We start from the raw sequence: 23572 nt of genomic DNA, 5'->3' as shown, positions 1-23572 counted from the left end.
ATGGAGTTAAGAGGTAAGCAGCGTATTTTTCTCAGTGTGTTCTTTTTTATTTCGGGATTTGCCTTTTCTACCTGGGCCTCCCGAATCCCCACCATCAAAACGTTTTACGGCTTCAACGACGCCGAAATGGGGTCTGTGCTGTTGGCTATGCCGGTGAGTTCGCTCATCGGGCTGCCCATTTCGGGTTGGCTGATCAGCCGCTTCGACAGCCGTATTCCTCTGGCAGTTGCCTTTGGGATCAATTCCCTGGCTCTGGCCTGCATCGGTCTGGCCCATACACCCATGCTCCTGCTCATCACGATCTCGGTTTTCGCTTTTACGATGCGGATTTTCAGCATAGCCGTCAATACCCAGACCATCACCTTGCAGAAGTACTACCAGAAAAAAATCATCGGCTCCTTTCACGGTTTATGGAGTTCGGGCGGAATTGCCGGCGTGGGATTCAGTACGCTGATGGTAGCCTTCGCGGTGCCCATCGAGGTGCATCTGGCCATCGTAGCCGTACTTTGTTTGTGTGTGACGCTGTTTTCCTTCCCCTACCTTCTAAAAAACGACCGTACCTCTAAGGGCAACAAACTTATTCTGGGCAAACCTGATCCCTACATTCTGTACCTCGGCGTATTGGTTTTCTTTGCGGCGGTGTGCGAAGGCGGCATGTTCGACTGGAGCGGCATCTTTTTCCGCGAAATACTTCATGTCGAAATCTTTACGTACGGCTACCTGGTTTTCATGGTATTCATGGCGCTTTCCCGGTTTTTGTCCGACCGTATCATTGAGAAAATCGGAATCCCTACCACCTATTTTCTAAGTTCTGTTATGATCGTGGCGGGCATTGGCCTGGCCGTTGTGTTTCCTACCCTCTGGACCGTCCTTATTGGATTTTCCCTGACCGGCTTCGGGACTGCTTCCGTAGTACCTATGACCTACGCCCTGGCGGGTGCATCGAAAAAATACTCTCCCGGGCTGGCTATCTCGATTGTCGCCACCTATGCCACGGTCGGCATGCTGGTGGGACCGCCGCTGATAGGGTACCTTTCGCATGCCTTCGGGCTTCGGATCGCCTTCGTGGCATTTGCAGTTTCGGGCCTGTTGTTCATTCCGGTTTCGCAGCTTTTTTTCCGGCATCGGCAGGCACCGGAACAGGTACCCGACCAACCGCAGGTTCTGGCCTGACGCTGCCCTAACGGGCCCTTACTCACTAATTTTATGGGTTGATTCTAATCCCGAACTTAACGATCAGTAGGCCGTTGTTTGTGTAGGGCTTGCCTCCCGTTCAAAATATTATCGGTACCTGGGTGGGTAGAAAATAGCGCGATCGTATATTTAGAAAGGATAAATTATCTTGCAGGCCACCTATGAAAAAAATCGACGAATACATCGCGAGCCAAAACGATTGGAAGAGAGGAATCCTCGAAGAATTAAGAAAACTCATCGTCAGTTCCAATCCGGAAATCAAAGAAGACTGGAAATGGAATTGTCCGGTATGGGTCCTTCACAAGCCTATCTGCTCGGCGAATGCCTTCAAAAGCCACGTAAAATTAAATTTTTTCCAGGGTGCTGCCCTGGAAGACAAACATGGGCTTTTTAATGCAGGATTGGATTCCAAGCATTCCCGGGGAATTGATTTTAAAGAGCATGACACCATTCAGGAAACGAAGTTGCTCGAGTTACTGCATCAGGCGATCGAATTGGATAGCAAATCCTGAAACGAATGTTTCTGTTTCCATGAGTACCCTTTTTCTAAACCCAACATGATTCTAAAATACCTGCTTACTTCCTTCCTGATTAGTGCGTCGTTCAGCGCGGTGGCTACCGTCATCACCATCAAAATCACCAAACGCTACCTGAACCTACCCGTTTCTCAAAAAACCGAACGAGCGGCCATGACCTACCAGGTCGAAGGTGAGGAAACACAACGTTTTGTGATCCGGTTGAGCGATCAGCCAGAGTATTGGGTCTTTTCCGATGTGAGTGCTTACCGGGGCAAAACCCTCACAATCAGCTACGCCGGCGAAGCAGGCGGTCTGAGCAAAATTTACCAGGACGACCGGATACAGGGCCAGGATTCGTTGTACCATGAGCCGTACCGTCCGCAATACCACTTCACGACCCGCCGGGGCTGGATCAACGATCCCAACGGCCTGGTTTTCTACGAAGGCGAGTACCATCTTTTCTATCAGCACAATCCGTTCGAGCGCGAATGGGAAAATATGTCGTGGGGCCATGCGGTAAGTAAAGATTTGGTGCATTGGCAGGAGCTATCCGTGGCGCTGCACCCGGACAAGATCGGTACTATGTTCTCGGGCTCGGCGGTGATCGATTATGAGAACACCTCCGGTTTTGGTCAACCTGGCAACCCGGCGATGGTGGCGCTCTATACCAATAATAGCGCCGAAAAGCAGGTGCAGTGCGTGGCCTACAGTCTGGACAAAGGACGTACCTGGACCAAATACAACGGCGGCAAACCCGTCATCGACTCCAAGGCCAAGTGGAACAGCCAGGATACCCGCGACCCGCGGGTGTTCTGGTACCAGCCGGGTGAGCATTGGGTCATGGTACTGAACGAACGGGACGGCCATTCCATTTATACCTCAAAAAATCTGAAAGAATGGGCCTACCAGAGTCATACGACGGGTTTCTGGGAATGTCCGGACTTGTTTGAGCTACCGGTCGACGGGAATCCGAATCAAAAAAAATGGGTAATGTACGGAGCCTCCAATACCTACATGATTGGTACCTTCGATGGCAAAAAATTCACTCCTGAGGGTGGTAAGTACTTCTTTTCCTCGGGAAGCATCTACGCGGCCCAAACTTACAACAACATTCCCGAATCCGACGGACGGCGTATTCAAATTGGCTGGGGACGCATTCCCCAGAAAGAAATTTCCTTCAATCACATGATGCTCCTACCCACCCAACTGACGCTGCACAACACGAAGGAAGGCACCCGGTTATTCAGTCAGCCGGTCAGGGAGGTAGAGCAGCTTTTCAAGTCAGTCAACAAGTGGCAGTCATTGACGTCAGAAGAAGCCAACGCCAGGTTGAAAGACTATTCCAATTCTGACCGACTTCGGATTAAGACCACAATCAAACTATCCCACGCCACCGATGCGGGTTTCAATCTTTTCAGTCAGCGCATGATTGACTATGATCTGAATTTCAACATGCTCAACGGCATGTTTTATTCCCCTCAAGACCCTACCAGTACGGAGCTAACTGCCGATATATATATTGATCGTACCTCCATCGAAGTTTTCATTGACGGCGGGGCCTATTCCTACTCCATGGAGCGCAAGCCCGATCCCACTAATAAAGAAGGTTTCCATTTCTGGGGCAATCGGATCGAAGTCAAAAACCTGGAAGTCTTCTCGGCCGAGTCGATCTGGGAGTAAGTACTCCGACATACGGCATTAGGTTGCTTAGCAAGTATATTATAGTCTCCTTTGTGCTTTAGTATTCCAATCCCCTCCCCCGAAGCAGTAAAATTTCTGCCCACTAGGTAGAAGTGATACCGCTGCATTATGCCTGGTGCAAGACTGGTAGTAAAGTGAAACTGGTCTGGGTACCTATTGAATTGACAATGCGCTTGGTTTATCCAATATATTACCCCTTATTTTTTCTATTACTTTTCCTTCGCGCAGGCATTACCGCCTACGGACAGGATAAAACCTCCTTGTACGTCAATCCGGTGCTTTGGGCCAGTATAGAAGCTGAGCTGCAGCAGACACCCCCTCCCGCTAATTTTTCGTTCATTCCAGAGCTTGTCAAGGAGCATTTTGAACAGCAGCCCGACTCTGTCTATCGCACCCATTTTGCTGTCATGTTCCGCTTGGAACAATTGTACAACCTCAATGCCGCCATTTATATCGGTGAAGAAATAGCCCGGTTGGGCAGAGAACAGAATAATCCCGGGAGGGAGGCCGCCGCCTACACCCACCTTACTCGCTACTATGATGCGTTAGGAGCCTATCAATTGGCCGCCATGAGCATTGAGAAAGCCCTGGCTATCTACAAAGCTCAAGACGATAAGAATGCCATACTTTTGGCTGAATATAACCGATTATCCCTCCGGGTACACTTCGTGAGCCGGGGAGCGATCATTCCCCGGATGGAATCCCTGCTCGAGCAAGCCAAGGCCAATAAGGCAACACAGCTTATCGAGAAATTGCATGCGAGTTTATTGGACCTAACTCTCCTTGACAGCAATTACGCGGAAGCAGAAAAACACGTACTTTACCTGGAAAAACTGCCCCACTCAAACCCCATTAAGCCCCAGGATTACCCTTTTATGATCATTGCTGCTCTTGGCAGAGGGGATATGGCCTTGGCCAGAAACCAGCTGTCGGAGGCCGAACGCCGCTATCTGGAAACCCTTCGTTTGTGCCGGGCGGATCCGAGTCCCTGGTTTGAAATATATACGCTCCATAAGCTTACCAATCTGGAATTGAGACGCGGGAATCTCAGTGAGGCTAAATCCTATCTGGAAGATGCCCGAATCAGGGCGGAAAAACTAGAACTCCATGATCTGCTGACCCAGACCTATGCTCTCAAATCCAGGCTTGCCGAGCAGGAAAACGACCCCGCTGCTGCCCTGCGGTTTCTGAAGGAAAAGATTCTTCAGGAAGAAAAATTCAAGTCCCGCAGCGAGGGCTTTAATCTTGAGAGTTTCTATCTGCAGGCTGAGCGGGACAAGCTGGCTACGGCTGAAATAAATCGCGTCCTCGAACTCGACCTGAAAAATACGCAGCTCACCTACTCCATCGTGATTCTTCTGCTGTTGATGCTCCTGGCCCTTGGCCTGGTGCTGGGGTACCTCCGGTTGAGGCAAGATAAAGCTGAGCTCGCCCACAAAAACTACGTCATTCAGCAGCACGCCGACCAGTTGGAAAGTCTTGATGCAGCCAAATCCCGCTTCTTTGCCAACGTTAGCCACGAACTTCGCACGCCACTTTCCCTGATCATAGGGCCCATTACCACTTTACTGAAGGAGAAACAGGCATCTGAAAAGCAGACTTTGCTGCTCAAAGCAGTCAACCGCAGCGCCAGACAGTTGGAACTGTTGGTTAAGGACATTCTGGACTTACGGAGGCTTGAAACGGGCAAAATGCCCTTACACAAAGAGCCCACCGATTTAAAGGCTTTTTTCCAATTACACCTCGACCAGTTCGAGTCACTGGCCCAATGGCGGCAGATCCAATACTCGACTGATGTACGGGTTAGCTCAAATATTGTAGCTGAAATCGACCGGGAAAAATGCCGTCAAATCCTCTACAACCTACTTTCCAATGCTTTCAAATTCACTCCGGCCCAGGGTGGAATTGAAGCCGTTGTGGTACTACAGGACGAAATACTTTCCTTGGAAGTGGCCGACACGGGTCCTGGCATCCCCTCCGCTGATCTGTCACAGATATTCGATCGTTTTTTTCAATCCAATCAAAAGGGACGATTCTCGGCTGGTGGATCCGGAATTGGCCTTTCCTTATGCCAGGACTACACCCGGCTCATGGGAGGGGATATCCGGGTCGAAAGCAAAGAGGATGCAGGATGTGTTTTTTATGCTTCGTGGCCGGTGGATTTTTCCCGGCAACCGAGCGCTTTGCCCACTCCGGTGCAGGTACCCGATCTCGATTCCCACACGATGGAATCCCTGCTGCCTACTGTGTCCGCGGTCGGAAAAAATACCCAGGTACCCAAGGCCACAATTCTGGTGGTGGAAGACAACCCCGGTTTACGGGAGTACATAGGTCTGATTTTGTCCGACCATTACCAGGTCCTATTTGCCGAAAACGGCGAAGCCGCCCTGCAACAGGTAACGTCGGGCGGTACGTCCATCGACCTGATCATGAGTGACCTGATGATGCCCGTAATGGACGGGTACCAGTTGCTCGAAAATCTCAAGTCCAGCGACGCCACCCGGCACCTTCCCGTCATCATGCTCACCGCGCGGGCAGAGGCTGCCGACCGCCTTAAGGCCCTGCGCATTGGGGTGGACGACTACCTGACCAAGCCCTTCGATGAAGAGGAACTGCTGGTCCGGATCGCCAACCTGTTGAAAAACCAGGCGGTAAAAAGCCGGGAATCCCCTACTGCCGACACTACAGGCGAAGCCCACCCCCGCCTCTCCGAAACCGACCAGGCGTGGCTCGAAAAATTCGAGTCGTACATACGGGACAATCTGAATAGCGATATACTATCCATACCTGCCCTAAGCGAAACCTTTGCCATGAGTGAGTCTACCTTGCTCCGGCAGTTAAAGCGCCTCACGGGTCTCAGTCCGGTACAGTACCTGCTGGAGGTACGCCTCAATGAAGCCCGGTTACGACTGGAAAATGATCTCCCCATCTCTATTTCCACCTTGGCTTCCCAGGTAGGCTATAAGGACGCCCGTTCCTTCTCCCGCAGCTTCAAGAAGCGTTTCGGAAAGCTGCCCAGTGATTTGGTCTAGACAATACCTACTTCTCTGCTACCAATGACCGTTTAAGGCCATTTATGATCAATATTGACGGTTTATGTTACCAAATTGACGGAAAATGTTCCTTCAATTGGCCCAACTTTGTGCCCTTCCTATGGAGGAAATCATCCAGATATAAGCCGTGGCACGACTACTACGAGCTGCAGCATGAAGTGATCAAATTAACCAATACACTATACACACATCCTATTATGTATCCTAACTATGGATTCAGCGCGTTTACCAAGCTTCCTGGAGAGCAAGTCGAAACCGACCCTCTGTCTCGCATTATCGTTCTCTACTCTGCTTGGTTCGGTTGCCAGCGAAGGTCCCTCCATCAGGCACTTCACGCGCAGATCAATTCATACTATTTAAAAGCATCGGTTTCCTAATCAAGCCTAAGTAACGCAGTGCAGTAAAACCGTCCCCTCACTCATTAAAAACCTCTGATTTTCATTCAATCTAAAGAAAAGATAGCGGAGAATCAAGCCAAGTACCAGGCTTCTGTTGAAGGGGTCACATGTGATAATAAAAACGATCCAGATTTTAATGTCCAAAACGTAGGCCGCCGAAAATACGGATCAGAGTAGGCACGGAAAATAGAATGCATCATCCCATATGAAAGTAATACATTTACTACTCTGGCCAATAGACTCTTCAAAATTCATCCCCCTTTTCCTACTGCTTATCATTATGCTGCTTTGTCCGGTTAAGGTGAACGCCCAGCTTCACAACCAGGCCAATCTGGACTACCTGAAAAACCTCAGTAGTAAGTCGAGCCTGACGAAAGCCGAACTGGATAAGGTCAGGGCTACCATGCTGGCCATAAACAACGAAGCGAGGTTGAACCCCAATTACCGAAAACAGCAGGGCTGTAAAACGGCTCTTAATTTGCCTGCCAATCTAAAACCGCTGAGTATCCATGAGGATCTCAACAAGTTAGCGCAGGAGCAGGCCGATTATCAGGCATCCATTAAAGATGTAACGCACGATAATCGAAACTACCGGGATTTTGGCGCAAGAGTGGACAAGTACCTTAAAAACCATCCAAAGCCAGAGGCATGCGCGGGTGGTATGTACTTGTCTGAGTATCCAATAGGTTGGATGACGTCGGAAACACACTATCGGCCTACCTGGAATTTGGATTCGTATAACGGGAAGAGTATTCCCGTAAATGTGGTTGGATATGGTGTGGCTAAGAATGGGGACATGTGGTATTTTACAGCTATATGGAGTTATGTGGAAGGCGCGGCAAGTCCGGCTACTACTTCAACTAATAACGCTTTACCTAAAACCGACCCGATCGCCACGAATCCGGTCTCGGCCAAAGCGGCTACCTTGAAGTACCAGTCCCGTATGAAGCCCGGCGACAAGCTACAGGAAGGCGAAAAACTGGTCTCGGCCAACGGCAGATTTCAACTGAGGGGGACACCGGACGGCACCTTTGTTATCGAGGCGTTACCGGGTGGCCAGGTAGCCTATACCTTTCCGCTTAACGATGGTCTCAATAGTGCGCCCAGGATGAGCTTTTTAAGCTACAATCCCGACGGCAACGTCGTTATCAACAGCAGTCAAAAGAAAGCGTACTATGCAACCAATGGGAGCGATCGGGCCGCTCCGATTATCCTTTACAAAAGCGACCACGCTGAATTAACCGACGATGGGCGTTTTGTCCTGGTTGACAAGAATGGGAACGAAATCTGGTCGGCTACCGGAAAACTTGTTCCAAAAACCAATCCCTCCAACGCCAGCAAAGGGACAGTCACCAATTTGGCCCTGAACAAACCTACCAAGCAATCGTCTGATATGGACCCCAGGTATGCTGGCTCCGGCAAGGCGGTTGATGGTAACACCGATGGCTCTTTCAAAATGAGCGACACAAAAAACTCCATCACCCATACTAACGACGAACGATCTGCTTGGTGGGAAGTGGATTTGGGCGCCGTGTACGACATTGAGAAAATCGTTATCTGGAACCGGCAGGACTGCTGCTGGGATAGGCTGCAAAATTTCATCGTCCTCACTTCGAGCGCCCCATTCGTAATCACAGGCAATTCAGTGAATGGGGATGGAGCGCTGTTTGGGCCATTGAATCCCTGGTTGGCCAATATAAAGAGTCATACCATAGATGTCAACCAGAAGAGCAGATATATCCGCATCACCCTGGTACAAGGCCCTAATGACAGACCCCTTAGCCTGACTGAAGTGCAGGTGTTTGGAAAGTAGGGATTTATAGACGACAGGTGTTATTCGAAAATTCTGAAAAGTGTAAACTATTACATACACATCAACCAAATCAATTATGAAAAATTTTATTTCTTCTGTTTTTCTCGTGTTGATCCTGGCCCACTCGGCCTTCGCCCAATCGGGTACCAGTACCCTTGCCGTCGGGGGCAAGCTCACGGAGGGCCAACGCCTTTATTCCCCCAACAAAAGCCACTACCTGGCCATGCAAGCTGATGGCAACCTGTGCATCTACACCAGCAGCGATAAATTTGTGTGGTGCAGTATGGCCGCCAAAGGCAGCGGCAGTTATTTGACCATGCAAGCCGATGGCAATCTGGTGGTCATTGACGGCGAAAATCAGCCAGCATGGTCAACCGAGACCCAGGCGTACTTTGACGCCAAGTACGGGAACGATGACTGGAAACCGGTGCGCGCCGCCCTGGAAGAAGACGGTACCCTTGGTTTGTACACCGCTGCCAACAGGAAAGTGTGGAGTAGTAAAGCGGGCAAAACCGACACTGGGGCTGCTGTTGCCTCGGCTGTGGAGTCTTTACCTGTAGAAGGCTACACCGGTCCAACTGTAAAAAAACAGCTAAACATCGTGCTGCCTTTTTCCAAGAAGGCACAGAATGTAGAGGTGGAAATTGCCGACGGGAAAGTGATTTATCAAAGAGACATGATTCTGGGAGACGTCGGAGATTTTAGCGATGCCACGCCATCCAATGACCCAGCCTCCAATGACGATCAATCCCAGCGGTGGCCAAATTCCACTATTCCCTATGTAATTCAAGCCGGACACCCTAGAAAAGATCTTATTTTATTGGCTATCAAGGAAGTGCATGATAAAACAAACCTTTGTGTAGTACCTCGAACCAATCAGACCGACTACGTTGAGTTTGTCTCCAAGAAGGGGAACTGGGCAGCTCTTGGCAGAAACGGAGGTCGGCAGGAAATCTCAATCGAATACAATTCAATGGGTTCTGCGGCGCACGAAATCTTACATGCCGCCGGCTTCTATCATGTACAAAGTCGCGAGGACCGCGATAATTATGTTACGATCAATTTTGGAAACATCCAGGAAGGCTTTTCAGGTAACTTCCAAAAGGAAGGTAAGGAAACCAACATAGGGGCTTATGATTTTGGCTCCATCATGCATTATCCAGCTAAAGGTTTTTCCAAAAATGGCCGAAACACTATCGATGTGAAAAATCCCCAAGCCCTTGGAAGCAAAATTATGGGGCAACGCGATGGCTTGAGTGCCGGAGATGTTGCCGTCGTGAATACATTCTACCCACCGGGTGCATGCAAGCCCGCTGGTACCGAATTAGTTTCTTCCACTTCTGGGAAACTACCTACAACCTCTACCCAAACTACCGAACCAGCGGGTACTGGAACGAATACCGGGGTACCCACGCGGCCAACAAGTACTGGAACGAATACAGGGGTACCAACTAGGCCAACGGGCACTGGAACGAATACCGGGGTACCCACGCGGCCAACAAGTACTGGAACGAATACAGGGGCACCAACTAGGCCAACGGGCACTGGAACGAATACCGGGGTACCCACGCGGCCAACAAGTACTGGAACGAATACAGGGGTGCCAACGAGGCCAATGGGCATAGAAACAGCCACCCTAAAATACCAACCCAGAATGAAGCCCGGCGACCGACTGATCGAAGGAGAAAAAATGGTTTCTGCCAACGGCCAGTACCAACTCAGGGGCACCACCGACGGTAACTTCGTAATCGAGGAGGTCCAAACAGGCAGGCCTGTTTACACCTTCCCACTGAGCAATCCTTTCGGTGAGCGTCCCGCAAAAAGCTACCTGAGCTACAATCCCGATGGCAACATCTGCATCCAAAGTATACAGAACAAGTCATACTGCGCAACCGACGGACGTGACAAAGTGGCCCCGGTAATCCTCAACAAGAGCATTTACGCCGAGTTGACCGACAACGGGCGCCTGATACTAGTCGATAAGGAAGGCCGGGAGATTTGGGCCACTACCCCTAGTCCGCCGAACACGGGGGGCTCACTGACCAATCTGGCACTTGGCAAAAAGGCGACGCAATCCTTTAATGCTGATAGCAAGTATACCACCAATGCCGGCCCCGAAAAAGCCGTGGACGGTAATACTGAAGCAATCCTAAAAAACGATCCCAGTAACTCGGTGGCCCATATCCAGCCTTACAAAGGCTACCAGCATTGGGAGGTAGATTTGGGGGCGGTGTACGATATAGATCACATTGTTATTTGGAACAGGAAAGATTGCTGCTGGGAGGAACTCAAAAACTTCATCGTGACCGTTTCTCCAACGACTATACGATGGAGAATTGGATTAGGAGGGAAGGATAGCGCGCCGGTAGGAATGGCTCAGCCGGTGGCGGACGGCTATGAGACTGGACTAAACATTGGCCCGCTAAGCCCTGCTTGGACGGCAGACTTGAACAGCTTTACGCTGAAAATCAACCGAAAAGGTAGATACGTATGCATTACTATACCTGACGGCACGAGTACGATTTCACTCAGTCTGGCCGAAGTACAGGTATTCGGGAAATAAAATCGGGCTTCAACTCACCTTAAAGCAGCATGATGCTACACCTGATCCAAGCTCTTTTTTCCACGCTCGCATTCGTATCGTTAACGGGCTGCGCCAACAAAATGCCCCACACATCAGACGGTCTGCGGTTGACGATAGCCCACTACCGGGTACCCTGCCAGGGCGAAGGCGTTCAGTTGTGCTATCTGGTCAGCCAAAAGGGTGGCGAAACCGAGTTTTTTTACGATCAGATCGAAGGGTTCGTGTATGAATGGGGATATAACTACGAAATTGTGGTAGAGAAACTAAAAACCGGGGAGCCCATGGCCGACGCTTCTTCTTTCAGCTATCGACTCAAAAAACAGATCAGTAAAAAAAAGGCACCTGCCGGCCTTCGCTTTGAACTACCCCTGGTGGTCAACGACTACCGCGTTGTGAAGTCCGATGGCAAAAATTGCCTGTATTTCGGGAGCGTCCGCATCAATACAGGCGCCATTTCGTGCGATTCCCTGGCTGGTGGTCAAAATGGCGTTTTCCAACATTCAAATGGTGGACTGCGTCTGGTGGAGATGAGGTAAACACAATGATACAGTAAAAATCTCACCCCTGCCTGAACTGTTGTAATCATTAGGGTTAGGAAACTTTGACAGATTTCACCCAATCCTGCTCCATTTTGACGGATTTTGCTACCAAGTTGACGGAAAATGCACCGTCGATCGGGCAACCTTTGTGGCGTATCCATCAAAGCAGGCCGCCGAAAATGCTGTACCAGAGTAGGCAAACAACAACTTCATATTTTATGAAAACTATTTACAACACTATTATTTTATTGCTTGTGATTACCTGTTTCAATCAGACTTTCGCCCAGATAGAGGTGGGCAACTGGGAGATGCACCGGGGCAATGAGGAAAAGGAGGGGCCGACTAAATTCAGAACCTCCACTACAGAAGAGCGGAAGGCTGCGTTCGACATTGGAAAGAAAAAACTTCCAGATGAAAAAGCCTCAGGCTGGAGGCAGGCAAAAACCAATCCGGACGGAACTGTCAATTTTTCCGAGAAGTCTATCCTTACCCAGTGCGGGCAGCAATTGGACTTTACCTACTTCCAGACTACGGTTTTCGTGCCGACTAACGAGACCCTGTCGAACCTTACGGTATCTTACGATGAGGGCGACGACGGTGCCCGCATCTATTTCTTCAACAGCAAGTATCCCAATGGGAGCTTTTCCGAAACCTCCGACCTCATCGGCAACCAAAAAGCACACAGGGAGGTCGATCTGAAAGACCAAATTGTGAAAGGTGAACACAACCGGATCGTCATCGTCCAATACGATCAATGTCCTGTTCTCAATAAAGTACGAGGAGTCCGCATCAAGGCCAACGGTAAGGAGATTAAGCCGACCGTACTTCCCGACAAATTCAAGCTTCATGCTTATTCAGTCAATGGCCAAAGGGTGGAAAAAGGCAGCAACTACTATATGGCTTTCAACCCCTCCGAGCAGGGAGACGCCAAACCGGGGAGAATTCTCAATCCCACCAAGGGTACGGTTATGAACATCGTAAAAGAAACGGTGGACGCCAATAAGGGTATCATTGCACTTAAAGTAGCTAACGGGCCTTCCGCTGGCATGTACCTCACCGTAACCGACGACAAGGTGAACTCAGTGAAAGTGCAAAAATCCAACCCAAATGATCCAAAAACACAGTTTGTCATCCGCTCCCCTGTAGAGAAAGAGGCGGCTGGTAAGAACTTTGTTTCGTTTGAGTCGGTATCTAATCCGAATCATTACCTTCGTCACGCGGGCTATGTATTGATGGTATCTCCGGCTAACGATGCCAATTTCAAGAATAAGGTCTACCGTCAGGATGCTTCCTGGCTTTTTGAGCCGACCCAGTAGGTACCTATTTTTCATGTATCCTACGGATTGAGCCAACGAATCTTATGACAAGTACCCCCTCTAAGTAACCATTCAAGGGTAGCTTGCTTATTGACGGAACAGGAGATAAGCAGGCTGCCTCACTTTGGTATAAAGAATGCTGAAAAGGTACCCTGATCCGTTGCGATAAAATAATGCCCAAGGAAGCAATTGAAACTTTTTATCCAGCTAGTCCGCAGGAGTGGAGGCAATGGCTGCTGGAAAACCATCAATCGAAACAATGCATCTGGCTGATTTTCTACAAAAAGAAATCGGGTAGGCCATCCATTACTTGGAGCGAAGCGGTCGATCAGGCAATTTGTTTCGGTTGGATTGATAGTACCGCCCGACCGATTGACGAGGAAAAATTCATGCAGTACTTCTGCAAAAGGAAACCGAACAGCGTTTGGTCCAAGGTGAATAAGGGCAAAGTATTGCGGCTAATCAATGACGGCCTCATGATGCAGGCAGGTATGGACAGTATCGAAACCGCCAAACGGAATGGGTCGTGGTCGATTCTGGATGAGGTAGAGGAATTAATAATTCCCCATGATCTGGAAAAGGAATTCAGCGCACATCCGGGCGCAGCGGATTTTTTTGATAGTTTGAGTAAATCCACCAGGAAATCCATCCTGCAATGGCTCGTCATGGCTAAAAGACAGGAAACCAGGCAAAACCGAATGAAGGAAATAGCAGAATCGGCCGCTCAGAAACTGAAGCCCGGACCATTCAGATAATAGAATGCCAATGACACCGGGTCAAGGGGTACCCTGGCGGATTGATTCACGGGTGATCGATCCACCAAAACAGAAATTCACTACTACACACCTATATGTTGTCCTGGGCTCCTGGCTCAGGACTTTTTTTATGCCCCATTCCTGAATTTTTTATGGGGAAATTCAGGAGTGAGAATTCTCCCAGTCAAAGGTACCCCATGAACTACGTCCTGATTTTATCCTAAAAATCAATGCCTTATACCCAATAAAATTTTCAACAACTCATTTACAGACAGATTATTGCCCAATTTTTTATTTTTATTCCGGGCATGAAAGTCCTACTTTTGGCCGTTATAGGTCCAACTTCATAGGTACCCTAAACACGATTTGTTGCTGATGTCCAGACGACTGACCCTAATCGCAGCCGTAACAACCATCCTAGTTTTTGCCGCTGCCCAACTGCTTTTCATAGATTTTAACGATTCATTTTTCAGCCCCCATCCCGAACATTTAGCCCATAAATCGGCTCCCCTTCCTCCCCCCGCCCCTGTGGTGTATGGCATACCTACCGACTCGCTTAACATTGTGGAAGGGGTAATCAAATCGGGCGAAACGATGTCTACCCTGCTGGCTACCTATAACATAGGATCAGCTACGGTGCACGAGCTGGCCCAAAAAGCCAGGGGAGTTTTCAAAGCGCGCAACCTCCGCACCAACCGCCCCTACACCCTGTTGCACACGGCCGATGAGGCCCGCACGGCCAGGTACCTTATTTATGAACCCAATGACGTAGAGTATGTCATCTACGACCTGCGCGACAGCCTGGCGGTCACCCTGCACCAGCGCCCCATCGACGTGGTAGAGCGCGAACTGGTAGGCGAGATCCGCGGTTCGCTGTACCAGTCGATTCTGAATGCGGGCGGTTCGGCCCAGCTGGTCGACAAACTGGCCGACATCTACGCCTGGCGGCTCGACCTGAACCGTGTCCAGGTAGGTGACACTTTCAAGCTTATTTTTGAGGAGAAACAGGTCAATGGCAAAACCATCGGGAACGGTCAGCTGAAAGCCGCTTATATCGAGCATAACGGCCAGCCCCTCTACGCCATTGGTTTCGACCAGGGCCAGGGTATCGATTACTACGACCAGGACGGACAGAGTTTTAAGAAGGCCTTCCTGAAAGAGCCCGTCGAATACAGCCGCATCAGTTCGCGCTACACCAACCGCCGGTTTCATCCCGTCCAGAAACGTTTCAAGGCGCATTTGGGTACTGATTTTGCCGCTCCCCGGGGTACCCCCATCCGTACTGTAGGCGATGGGGTGGTATTGGAAGCAGGCCGTACCTTAGGGAATGGCAATTATGTCAAAATCCGCCATAACAAGACCTACACGACCCAGTACCTGCATATGTCGAAATTTGCCAAGGGAATTCGGCGGGGTACCCGGGTCAGCATGGGACAGACTATCGGCTACGTGGGTAGTACGGGACTTTCAACGGGCCCACACCTGTGTTACCGCTTCTGGAAAAACGGACGGCAGGTAGATGCCCTCAAGGAAAAACTTCCCCTGGCCAATCCCGTGCAAAAGGCCCATCTGACCGCTTTTTTCCAGGTTAAGGATACCATCCTGGGGCGCATGGAGGCCATGGATACCACGCAGACCCAGCAGGAAATGCTGGCGGCCCGGCGAGCGGAAGCCGATCCTTCTTCGATTTAGCGGGCAGGAGAAACGATACAAAAAGCGGGCTGATGTTGGTACATCAGCCCGCTTTTTTTGCCTGATTGAGGGAATTATACCCCTAAGGTACCCCCGCCGCAGAAGTGGGAAAATCATTCGGTATCTTTTGGTTCTACCTTCGTACTCCGTGGAAACATCTCCTCGGGAAATGGAAAGAGAATCGTCGAATTCTTCTCGGCAGCGATGTTCGACAGGGTTTGATACAGCCTTAGTTTAATGGCTGAGGGCGACTGATCGATAATCCGGCCCGCTTCCAACAGTTTGTGGGCGGCTTGCTCTTCGGCCTGGGCCAGGATAACCTGCGCCCGGCGCGACCGCTCGGCCTCCGCCTGGTTCGCCATCATCCGCCGCATGTTCTCGGGTAGCTGAATGTCCTTGATTTTTACGTCGATGACAATAATTCCCCATTGCACAGTCTCTTCGGCCACGATGGCTTTGATATTCTTCCCCATTTCCTCGCGTTTCGACAGGATCGTGTCCAGTTCCACCTTACCACACACATCCCGCAGCGCGGCCTGCGCCAGCTGACTGATGGCAAACTGAAATTGTTCTACCGCCAAAACCGCCTTTTCCGGGCTTTCGACTTTAAAGAATACCACGCCGTCGATGCTGCAGGGTACGTTGTCTTCGGTCATGACTTCCTGCGAGACGATATTGATGGTAATGACCCGGATATCTACTGTCTGGATGCTCTCAACAAAAGGGATAATCCACCGGAGACCGGGTTGCAGGGTTTCGACATAGCTACCGAATCGGAATTTCAGGGCCCGTTTGTATTCAAAAATGATACGTATCCCGGCCAGCAGGAATAAGAGGATAATCACAATCAGGGGGTCAGGAGGATACTCATAGGAAATGGAATTTAAGAACTTGTGAGATTAAAAGTACGAAACAGGAGAAGGTACGAAATCCCGGCCTGGGTTCAAAATTTGTTCCACCTTTCCCCGCTTCTCACTGATACGCAAGAAAATTCAATAAAAGTTTGCGCAACCAAATAATTGCACATATATTTGCAACCAATCGATTGCAAATAAAATTTAACCCTACTATGAGACGAGATGTATTCCAGGCTATTGCCGATCCGACCCGACGGACCATCCTGAGCCTGATCGCGTTACAGGCCATGACGCCTAACGCCCTGGCCGAGCATTTTGACACCAGTCGGCAGGCGGTTTCCAAGCATATCAAAATCCTGACCGAGTGTCAGCTGGTACGTCAGGAACAGGCCGGTCGGGAAATCTACTATCATTTCAATGCGCTGAAAATGAAAGAAATAGCTGACTGGCTGGAACCCTTCCGACAACAATGGGAAAGCAGATTCGATCAACTGGATAATTTATTGACTACCTTAAAAACCGACGAAAAATCATGAAAAAGACCACGTTCTCAGAAGATTTAGCAAACAACAGAATGCACGTCACCCGCGAATTTGCGGCCGACCGCGAGCGGGTATGGCAAGCCTGGACACAGCCCGAGTTGCTGGACCAATGGTGGGCTCCCAAACCCTGGCAGGCCAAAACCAAAACGATGCAGTTTGAAGAAGGCGGGTATTGGCTTTACTGTATGATGGGTCCCAAGGGCGAAAAATCATGGGCAAAAGTCAACTATCAGCGCATCGAGGCCCCGGAAAAATTTGTAGCCCTCGATGTTTTCTGCGACGAGGAAGGCACCATCAACGATGATTTTCCGAAAATGCATTGGGACACCACTTTTCAAAGCAGTGAAACGGGAACGAAGGTAGAAATTGAAATCAAATTCGATTCTCCGGAAGATCTGAAAAAAATCGTGGAAATGGGTTTCAAGGAAGGACTTTCTGCCGCCCAAGACAACCTCGACGCATTAATGGCCGCCTAACCAAAGGGTACTTGGCTCTGGTTAAGCCCCTTCCGCTCCGCTTTTCTCCCCCTGATTCGCCTCGGTTGGGTAGAATCGGGCCGGAATGGGGCTTTATCATGTTAAACCAACCCTTTGTCTGCCATGCCTACCACCCGCCGCGAATTCCTCAACAGCTCCACCAAACTAGCCGCTGCCGCCAGCCTGGGTGGCATGACCTACTCACCCGCGCAGGCCCAACGCGTCAAAAACGCCAATGACAAAATTACCGTGGCCCTGATTGGAGCGCGGAGCATGGGTTTCGGTGATCTGAGCAACGCCCTCAAACTTCCCAATGTAGAATGCGTCGCCCTATGCGACATCGACGACGAAGTACTTACACGCCGCGCCGCCGACGTGGAGAAAATGCAGGGCAAGGTACCCAAACAATACAAAGAGTTCGAACGGGTCATGGACGACAAATCCATCGACGCGGTCATCATCGGCACGCCCGACCACTGGCACTGTCTACCGTTCATCGCCGCCTGCCAGGCGGGTAAGGATATTTATGTGGAAAAACCCCTGGCCAACAGCATCGCGGAGTGCAATCTGATGGTACAGGCCGCCCGTAAGTATAAGCGCGTAGTACAGGTAGGTCAGCAGCAGCGCAGCGGCGACCACTGGATGCAGGCCCGGGACTATATTCAAAAGGGAAACATCGGTACCCTGCGCAAGGTGAATGTCTGGGGCAACTTCCGCTATGGCATCGGACAGCCCGTGGTACCTGATTCGGCAGTGCCGCCGGGCGTTGATTTTGAGCGGTGGCTGGGTCCGGCCCCCGAGCGTACTTTTAACAAAAACCGCTTCCACGGCTCATGGCGTATGTTTTGGGACTATGGCGGCGGACTTCTTACCGACTGGGGGGTACATTTGCTGGACATGGCGTTGTGGGTGAAAGACGTGAAAGAACTTCCGCTCTCGGTCACGGCCTCGGGAGGCAACTTCGCCTTTTCCGACCACGCGCATGAGACCTTCGATACGATGAACGTCAATTTCCAGCTGAAAGACTATACCGTCAACTGGGAGAATGTGGCGGGTATCCAAAGCGGCCCCTACGGTCGTTCGTACGGATTGGCGTATATCGGCAACGATGCTACGCTGGTGATCGACCGTGCGGGATGGGAGGTTTTTCCAGAAATGAGCGACGATGGAAAAACCTACAAGGTAGCCAAGGTACCCCCGCAGTCAGGCCGCGACTACCACCTGGATCACATGAAAAACTTCATTACTTGCATCGAAACCCGGCAAGACCCGAACTGCCCCATCGAAAACGGGGCACTCGTGGCCTCCTACGCCCACATGGGTAACATCGCTCTGCTCACAAAGTCAGAACTGAAATGGGATAATGCCCAGAAGAATTTTGGCGATAATGCGGCCGCCAATGCCTTCATCACGCCCAAGTACCGGAAGCCCTGGGTGCTACCTAAGGTATAGGCTTGTTATGCTGCGAACATTCGTTATAAAATCGCTATTGGTAAACGGGCTGGTGCTGCTGTGCTTCAAAAATACACTAGCACAGGCAACATCAACTGAACTATCTACCAAATTCCAGAATCTGACGGATCAAACCATTTGGCAACAGGTAGCTACCCTACCCCTCGCTTTCCCGGCGCATCACCCGCAGGGCATGGTCAAAATCGGCTCCTACTTTTATATGTCATCGGTAGAGGTACTCGATCGGGCGGCGGGTAAGGGTACCGGGCATCTTTTCAAATTCGATGATAAGGGAAAGCTGCTGGCGGATCTGCGGCTTGGAGAAGGAGCGATGTACCACCCCGGTGGCATTGATTTCGATGGGAAGTACATCTGGGTTCCGGTGGCCGAGTACCGGCCCAATAGCCATTCGATTGTTTACAAAGTCGATCCCGAAACGTTGAAAAGTACAGAGGTTTTCCGGGTTGACGATCATGTGGGTGGACTGGTGCATGACACCGATTCCCATACGCTCCACGGAATCAGTTGGGGCTCGCGGACTTTTTATGCATGGCCGTTAGAAAGTGATGGAAAAATCGGTGGGATGAAATCACCCAGGGTACCCGGTACCCCGAATCCCTCCTACTACATCGATTATCAGGACTGCCATTACGTAGGACAGCACCTCATGCTGTGCGGGGGATTGAAGAACTATAAAAACGGCCGCTCGACTTTCGGACTCGGTGGACTGGAACTGATCAATTTAACGGATCTTCGTCCCGTGCATCAGGTACCTCTTGCGCTCTGGTCCCCTACCGGCCGCCCCATGACCCAAAATCCCTTCTGGCTGGAAAGCACCGAAACCGGCCTCCGGGCCTACTTCGTGCCGGACGACAACCAAGGTACCCTTTTCATATATGAAACCAAGGTGGAATAAAACCAAAAGCTACTGGAAATTATCCTCAGATTCACTCAGAAAGCTATCAGCCGATAGCCATTAGCTAATGGCTACCTACACCACCGCTGACTCACAGATGTAGGTAGGAATGATTCCCGTACTCTGGATTTTCAGTTCGGCCTCATGGGGTAGCGTGTTCCCCGTCAGGACCAGGGCGGTGTCCAACCCAAACTTATTCCCCCCCAGAATGTCGGTGTGCAGCGTGTCGCCTACCATGAGGATATCTTTCTTGCTGACATTAGGATAGTTTTTGATGTGCTCGTAGGCAAAAATGAACATCTGGGCATCGGGCTTGCCAAAGCGGATGAAGTGCTTGCCCACGATTCGCTCGATCATATCGGCCACGCCCCCGATGGCGATGGCTACCTGATGGGCCGACATGGGGTAGGTACGGTCGGTATTGGCCACCACGACCGGAATGTTGCGGCGGCGCAGCAGATTGACGGTTTTGCTGAGGTCGGTGTTCCAGTCGAAGCCCTCGTCGTCGAGCATCACCAAGGCATTCACACCGGCCATGGTTTCCAGCACCAGTTGGTTGATCGGCATGGTTTTCAACCCCAGCGTTTCGATGTAGTGCGCCGACTTTTCCGTACCCAGGTAAGCCACCGTACCGCTGCTGATTTTGAGACCCAGGTACTCCCGCGCCAGCATTCCCGACGAAATGATGCATTCTGGCACAATGTCGGACAGTCCCAGCCGGTGGTAGGAAGCCGCCAGCTCGACGGGGCTGCGGGAGGCATCGTTGGTCAACACATAAAAATCTTTCTTCTTCTCGCGCAGGTAGGCAAACGTTTTCTCGATGCCGGGAATGAGTGTGTCGTGGGTTTTTAAAACGCCAAAGGCATCGAAGAAAATAACGTCATATTTGGATACGACGGACTTAAAATTATCCAATTGCATCATGGGCAGAATGCTCTTTGAGGATTTGCGAACTACTAAATACCCAAACTACGCAAAATCTTGTCAGCATCAAATTCCTTCTCGATGCTGGGGAAGTAAATATTATAGGCTTCGCGCTGCAATTTGATGGCGTAGGTACGGTGAAAAAAGTACCGTCCGTATTTGATGACATAGTTGAGAATGAAGAAACGGTAGGCCTCCTTCATGAAGCGAATCTCGTTCTCGGTCAGCGGGTAGATGGCGTGGTACTCTTTCAGAAAAATCATGAAGCGGTCTTCCATCATGGGTCCGATGTAATAGCTGAACACCGTTCGGTCACCCACATCCGACACGACGCGACTCAGAAAGTAAAAATCCATGATGCGGCTCGACACCCGAAACCAGTCGTAATCCCAGCGGGAATACAGCTGGGCATTCTCGTTGACGGAGAAATTACCGATGTTCCAGTCCACGAACACCGGCATCAGATCGAATTCAGTAACATTGAGTTTTTGAATATTTTTCAGAAATATTCCGCATTGCTCCCTAAGAAAATCGACATGCATCCGGTGTTCGAATTCCCCGGTTTCAGTCTCCAGAATATCCAGCAATTGCTGAATGTCCGTCCGTAATTTCTTCGAGGATTTGGGTAAGGTACTATTGGCTCGAAAGCAGGCTTTATGGAATTTGGCCATTTCCCGCGCCAAGTTACGGATTTGGTTTTCATCCAGTCGACGGGGTAATTTTTCCTTGGCCCGGATCGGATTATAAAAAACTACCCAGGTATCAATGAGTGCTTGCTGGTACCGGTAGGTATAAACTTGATTGTTTTTCACCAGCGATTTGGCCAGCACATTCTCGAACGGGTAGAGAAGATTCGTAGACAGCGCATGGATGATCCGGTGATCTTCTTTGAAATGTTCGTACTTCCCAAAGTAGGACAGCTTGGCAATCACCATTTCATCGGTATCCAGGCGTACCCGGAATACGTGATTGGTCGACACTTTGGCGCTGATGTCGTCAATATTGACAATACTTTTGGAAGCATCGAAGCCCGCCCAGGCTTCTTTTATTATTTCAGGATAATCAATTAAACGCATTGGGAATGATGAGTGATAAATTATGAGCAGACGCTGCCAGGAGAAGGGAGCTCCTCATACTTGATTGTGGCTACCCTTTTGTCGCCTTGCCAGTCTATAGAGATACTGAAACTGTACTTACAATCCCTGTTCGCTAATATTTCCTCGATATGTTGTAAATTATCGGAGGGTACCCCATTGACAATGCAGGATGTCTCAGGTGCCAAGCAAATAGAGATAACTTCTTCTATCCGTATCGATCTAAATCTTTCTTTCTTCTCCATAGATCCATTTTTAAGAGCAGATAAATGACATAAGACATACCCTAAACCTCTTTATCTGGACCTTTCCCTCTATACGCCTGAAAAACTAAATAATCTCGAAATACCGTCGTAGCTCCCAATCGCTGACCTGGCGGGCGTATTGACGCCACTCCCAGTCGCGGGTACTGGTGAAGTGATTGACAAAGGCCTCGCCGAACAATTCGACGGAGAGCGGGCTGGCTTTCATGGCTTGGGTGGCATCCCACAAGTTGGCGGGCAGGGTACCATTGTCCCGGTTTTCGTAGCCATTGCCCTGCGTGGGAGGTACATCTAGCGACAATTTGTTTTTGATTCCGTACAGGCCCGAAGCCAGCGCGGCAGCCATCGCCAGGTAGGGATTAGAGTCAGCCCCGGCCACGCGGTGTTCCACGCGGGTGTGGCCTTCGGTATCATTAATGACGCGTAAGGCGGTGGTGCGGTTCTCAATGGCCCAGGTGACGGTCGTAGGTGCCCAGGCTCCCTCCACCAGCCGCTTGTAGCTATTGACCGTGGGCGCAAACATCGGTAGGATATGGGGTAAGCAGTGGAGTTGCCCGGCGAGGAAGTGCTTCATCAGCGGGCTCATTTTATGGGCGTCGTCAGGGTCGTAGAACAGGTTCCGGCTGAGGTCGGGCGTCCAGAGGCTTTGGTGAATATGGCCGCTGCATCCCGGCAATTCGGTATTCCACTTAGCCATGAAGGTAGCCACGATCCCGTGCCGGTAGGCAATTTCCTTCACGGCCGTTTTGAACAGCACCGCCTTGTCGGCAGCTTTCAGAATCTGGTCATGAATAATGGCGGCTTCGTACACGCCGGGTCCGGTTTCGGTATGCAACCCTTCCAGGGGTATGTCAAATTCGCCTAAGCCGTCGAACAGGTCATGAAAAAAATCACTTTCCGCGGACGGCCGTAGTATAGAATAGCCAAACATACCGGGCGTAAGCGGCTGCATTTGGCGGAAATTTTTCTCCTGAAGCGATTGGGGCGTTTCACGAAAATTGAACCACTCGAATTCCTGCGCGTACTCGGCATGAAAGCCCAGCTCGGCGCATTGCTCGACTACACGTTTCAACAGGCTACGGGGGCAGGCCGCCAGGTCGTTTCCATCCGCACGGCTGAAATCCGCCAGAAAAAAGGGCTGATCGTTTTCCCAGGGTACCTTACGAAACGTGCCGAGATCGATACGGGCCGGAGCATCGGGGTACCCCGAGTGCCAGCCCGTAAGCTTCACATTGTCGTATACCGCATCGGCACTATCCCACCCGAACACCACATCACAGAAACCGTAGCCGCTTTCCAGTCCTTCCAGGAATTTTCGGCGGTGGATGAGCTTGCCCCGCAATATGCCGTCGATGTCCGCAAAAGCGAATTTTATTTTTTGAATGTCGTTCTCCTCGAGGTACCCCGTAATCTCCTGCTTATTCATATGCTTACCCGTTTTAATGGGGCAAAGGTAGTGAGTTTAGGGAAGTACCCGGGAATGAA

General features: G+C 50.5%; 18 protein-coding genes. 14 read left to right on the top strand and 4 right to left on the bottom strand.

Annotated features, from left to right (window positions below):
• The 10 genes from GBK04_RS23830 (at window position 1) to GBK04_RS23785 (ending at window position 15563) form a co-directional block, all read left to right on the top strand.
• Complete coding sequence (locus GBK04_RS23830) at window positions 1-1173, top strand: MFS transporter (protein WP_152764058.1); 1173 nt, start codon at window positions 1-3, stop codon at window positions 1171-1173.
• Window positions 1174-1355: 182 nt separating this feature from the next.
• A complete protein-coding gene (locus GBK04_RS23825) occupies window positions 1356-1706 on the top strand; it encodes a DUF1801 domain-containing protein (RefSeq protein ID WP_152764056.1) in 351 nt (116 codons plus the stop codon).
• A 45-nt stretch (window positions 1707-1751) separates the two neighbouring features.
• Entirely contained in the window at window positions 1752-3392 is a 1641-nt protein-coding gene (locus tag GBK04_RS23820; RefSeq protein ID WP_152764054.1) for a glycoside hydrolase family 32 protein, read from the top strand.
• Window positions 3393-3580: 188 nt separating this feature from the next.
• Window positions 3581-6445 carry a response regulator gene (locus tag GBK04_RS23815; RefSeq protein ID WP_152764052.1) on the top strand — a complete coding sequence of 955 codons (2865 nt, stop codon included), beginning with the start codon at window positions 3581-3583 and terminating at the stop codon, window positions 6443-6445.
• A gap of 699 nt (window positions 6446-7144) precedes the next feature.
• A complete protein-coding gene (locus tag GBK04_RS23810) occupies window positions 7145-8677 on the top strand; it encodes a galactose-binding domain-containing protein (protein WP_373331290.1) in 1533 nt (510 codons plus the stop codon).
• Between the two features lie 76 nt (window positions 8678-8753).
• A complete protein-coding gene (locus GBK04_RS23805) occupies window positions 8754-11240 on the top strand; it encodes a M12 family metallopeptidase (protein WP_152764048.1) in 2487 nt (828 codons plus the stop codon).
• A gap of 29 nt (window positions 11241-11269) precedes the next feature.
• Window positions 11270-11797, top strand: coding sequence for a DUF4377 domain-containing protein (locus GBK04_RS23800; protein WP_152764046.1), 528 nt, complete (start codon window positions 11270-11272; stop codon window positions 11795-11797).
• Between the two features lie 221 nt (window positions 11798-12018).
• Window positions 12019-13116 (top strand): AbfB domain-containing protein, encoded by a 1098-nt coding sequence (locus tag GBK04_RS23795; protein ID WP_373331289.1) that lies wholly within the window; start codon window positions 12019-12021, stop codon window positions 13114-13116.
• Between the two features lie 173 nt (window positions 13117-13289).
• Window positions 13290-13871 (top strand): YdeI/OmpD-associated family protein, encoded by a 582-nt coding sequence (locus tag GBK04_RS23790; protein ID WP_152764042.1) that lies wholly within the window; start codon window positions 13290-13292, stop codon window positions 13869-13871.
• Between the two features lie 375 nt (window positions 13872-14246).
• The gene (locus tag GBK04_RS23785) at window positions 14247-15563 is read left to right on the top strand and encodes a peptidoglycan DD-metalloendopeptidase family protein (RefSeq protein ID WP_152764040.1); all 1317 of its coding nucleotides are present in this window, start codon (window positions 14247-14249) and stop codon (window positions 15561-15563) included.
• A 113-nt stretch (window positions 15564-15676) separates the two neighbouring features.
• On the opposite strand, the gene GBK04_RS23780 is transcribed toward GBK04_RS23785, so the two are convergent.
• The gene (locus tag GBK04_RS23780) at window positions 15677-16408 is read right to left on the bottom strand and encodes a slipin family protein (RefSeq protein WP_373331288.1); all 732 of its coding nucleotides are present in this window, start codon (window positions 16406-16408) and stop codon (window positions 15677-15679) included.
• Between the two features lie 224 nt (window positions 16409-16632).
• Between GBK04_RS23780 and GBK04_RS23775 the strand changes: the two genes are divergently transcribed.
• From GBK04_RS23775 to GBK04_RS23760, 4 genes are all read left to right on the top strand, one after another.
• Window positions 16633-16956, top strand: coding sequence for an ArsR/SmtB family transcription factor (locus GBK04_RS23775; protein WP_152764036.1), 324 nt, complete (start codon window positions 16633-16635; stop codon window positions 16954-16956).
• Window positions 16953-17438 (top strand): SRPBCC family protein, encoded by a 486-nt coding sequence (locus tag GBK04_RS23770; protein WP_152764034.1) that lies wholly within the window; start codon window positions 16953-16955, stop codon window positions 17436-17438. The genes GBK04_RS23775 and GBK04_RS23770 overlap by 4 nt, the downstream gene beginning before the upstream one ends.
• 123 nt (window positions 17439-17561) lie before the next feature.
• Entirely contained in the window at window positions 17562-18890 is a 1329-nt protein-coding gene (locus tag GBK04_RS23765; protein WP_152764032.1) for a Gfo/Idh/MocA family protein, read from the top strand.
• Between the two features lie 7 nt (window positions 18891-18897).
• Complete coding sequence (locus GBK04_RS23760) at window positions 18898-19806, top strand: DUF6454 family protein (RefSeq protein ID WP_152764030.1); 909 nt, start codon at window positions 18898-18900, stop codon at window positions 19804-19806.
• 75 nt (window positions 19807-19881) lie between these two features.
• On the opposite strand, the gene GBK04_RS23755 is transcribed toward GBK04_RS23760, so the two are convergent.
• The 3 genes from GBK04_RS23755 to GBK04_RS23745 form a co-directional block, all read right to left on the bottom strand.
• The gene (locus GBK04_RS23755) at window positions 19882-20727 is read right to left on the bottom strand and encodes a TIGR01459 family HAD-type hydrolase (protein WP_152766353.1); all 846 of its coding nucleotides are present in this window, start codon (window positions 20725-20727) and stop codon (window positions 19882-19884) included.
• A gap of 35 nt (window positions 20728-20762) precedes the next feature.
• The gene (locus GBK04_RS23750; RefSeq protein ID WP_152764028.1) at window positions 20763-21806 is read right to left on the bottom strand and encodes a protein kinase family protein; all 1044 of its coding nucleotides are present in this window, start codon (window positions 21804-21806) and stop codon (window positions 20763-20765) included.
• Window positions 21807-22154: 348 nt separating this feature from the next.
• On the bottom strand, window positions 22155-23513 hold the full coding sequence (locus GBK04_RS23745; protein ID WP_152764026.1) for a glutamine synthetase family protein: 1359 nt from the start codon (window positions 23511-23513) through the stop codon (window positions 22155-22157).
• Window positions 23514-23572 lie beyond the last annotated feature (59 nt).

Origin of the sequence: Salmonirosea aquatica (assembly GCF_009296315.1) — a bacterium.
Lineage (GTDB): Bacteria > Bacteroidota > Bacteroidia > Cytophagales > Spirosomataceae > Salmonirosea > Salmonirosea aquatica.
This window is presented reverse-complemented; position numbering and strand designations above follow the sequence as displayed.

Bases quoted from the DNA above. Each gene is read 5' to 3' on its own strand.
- GBK04_RS23820 (WP_152764054.1), top strand. From the start codon at position 1,752: ATGATTCTAAAATACCTGCTTACTTCCTTCCTGATTAGTGCGTCGTTC.
- GBK04_RS23745 (WP_152764026.1), bottom strand. From the start codon at position 23,513: ATGAATAAGCAGGAGATTACGGGGTACCTCGAGGAGAACGACATTCAA.
- GBK04_RS23825 (WP_152764056.1), top strand. From the start codon at position 1,356: ATGAAAAAAATCGACGAATACATCGCGAGCCAAAACGATTGGAAGAGA.
- GBK04_RS23805 (WP_152764048.1), top strand. From the start codon at position 8,754: ATGAAAAATTTTATTTCTTCTGTTTTTCTCGTGTTGATCCTGGCCCAC.
- GBK04_RS23790 (WP_152764042.1), top strand. From the start codon at position 13,290: ATGCCCAAGGAAGCAATTGAAACTTTTTATCCAGCTAGTCCGCAGGAG.
- GBK04_RS23770 (WP_152764034.1), top strand. From the start codon at position 16,953: ATGAAAAAGACCACGTTCTCAGAAGATTTAGCAAACAACAGAATGCAC.
- GBK04_RS23765 (WP_152764032.1), top strand. From the start codon at position 17,562: ATGCCTACCACCCGCCGCGAATTCCTCAACAGCTCCACCAAACTAGCC.
- GBK04_RS23800 (WP_152764046.1), top strand. From the start codon at position 11,270: ATGATGCTACACCTGATCCAAGCTCTTTTTTCCACGCTCGCATTCGTA.
- GBK04_RS23815 (WP_152764052.1), top strand. From the start codon at position 3,581: ATGCGCTTGGTTTATCCAATATATTACCCCTTATTTTTTCTATTACTT.
- GBK04_RS23785 (WP_152764040.1), top strand. From the start codon at position 14,247: ATGTCCAGACGACTGACCCTAATCGCAGCCGTAACAACCATCCTAGTT.
- GBK04_RS23760 (WP_152764030.1), top strand. From the start codon at position 18,898: ATGCTGCGAACATTCGTTATAAAATCGCTATTGGTAAACGGGCTGGTG.
- GBK04_RS23795 (WP_373331289.1), top strand. From the start codon at position 12,019: ATGAAAACTATTTACAACACTATTATTTTATTGCTTGTGATTACCTGT.
- GBK04_RS23755 (WP_152766353.1), bottom strand. From the start codon at position 20,727: ATGCAATTGGATAATTTTAAGTCCGTCGTATCCAAATATGACGTTATT.
- GBK04_RS23810 (WP_373331290.1), top strand. From the start codon at position 7,145: ATGCTGCTTTGTCCGGTTAAGGTGAACGCCCAGCTTCACAACCAGGCC.
- GBK04_RS23750 (WP_152764028.1), bottom strand. From the start codon at position 21,806: ATGCGTTTAATTGATTATCCTGAAATAATAAAAGAAGCCTGGGCGGGC.
- GBK04_RS23830 (WP_152764058.1), top strand. From the start codon at position 1: ATGGAGTTAAGAGGTAAGCAGCGTATTTTTCTCAGTGTGTTCTTTTTT.
- GBK04_RS23775 (WP_152764036.1), top strand. From the start codon at position 16,633: ATGAGACGAGATGTATTCCAGGCTATTGCCGATCCGACCCGACGGACC.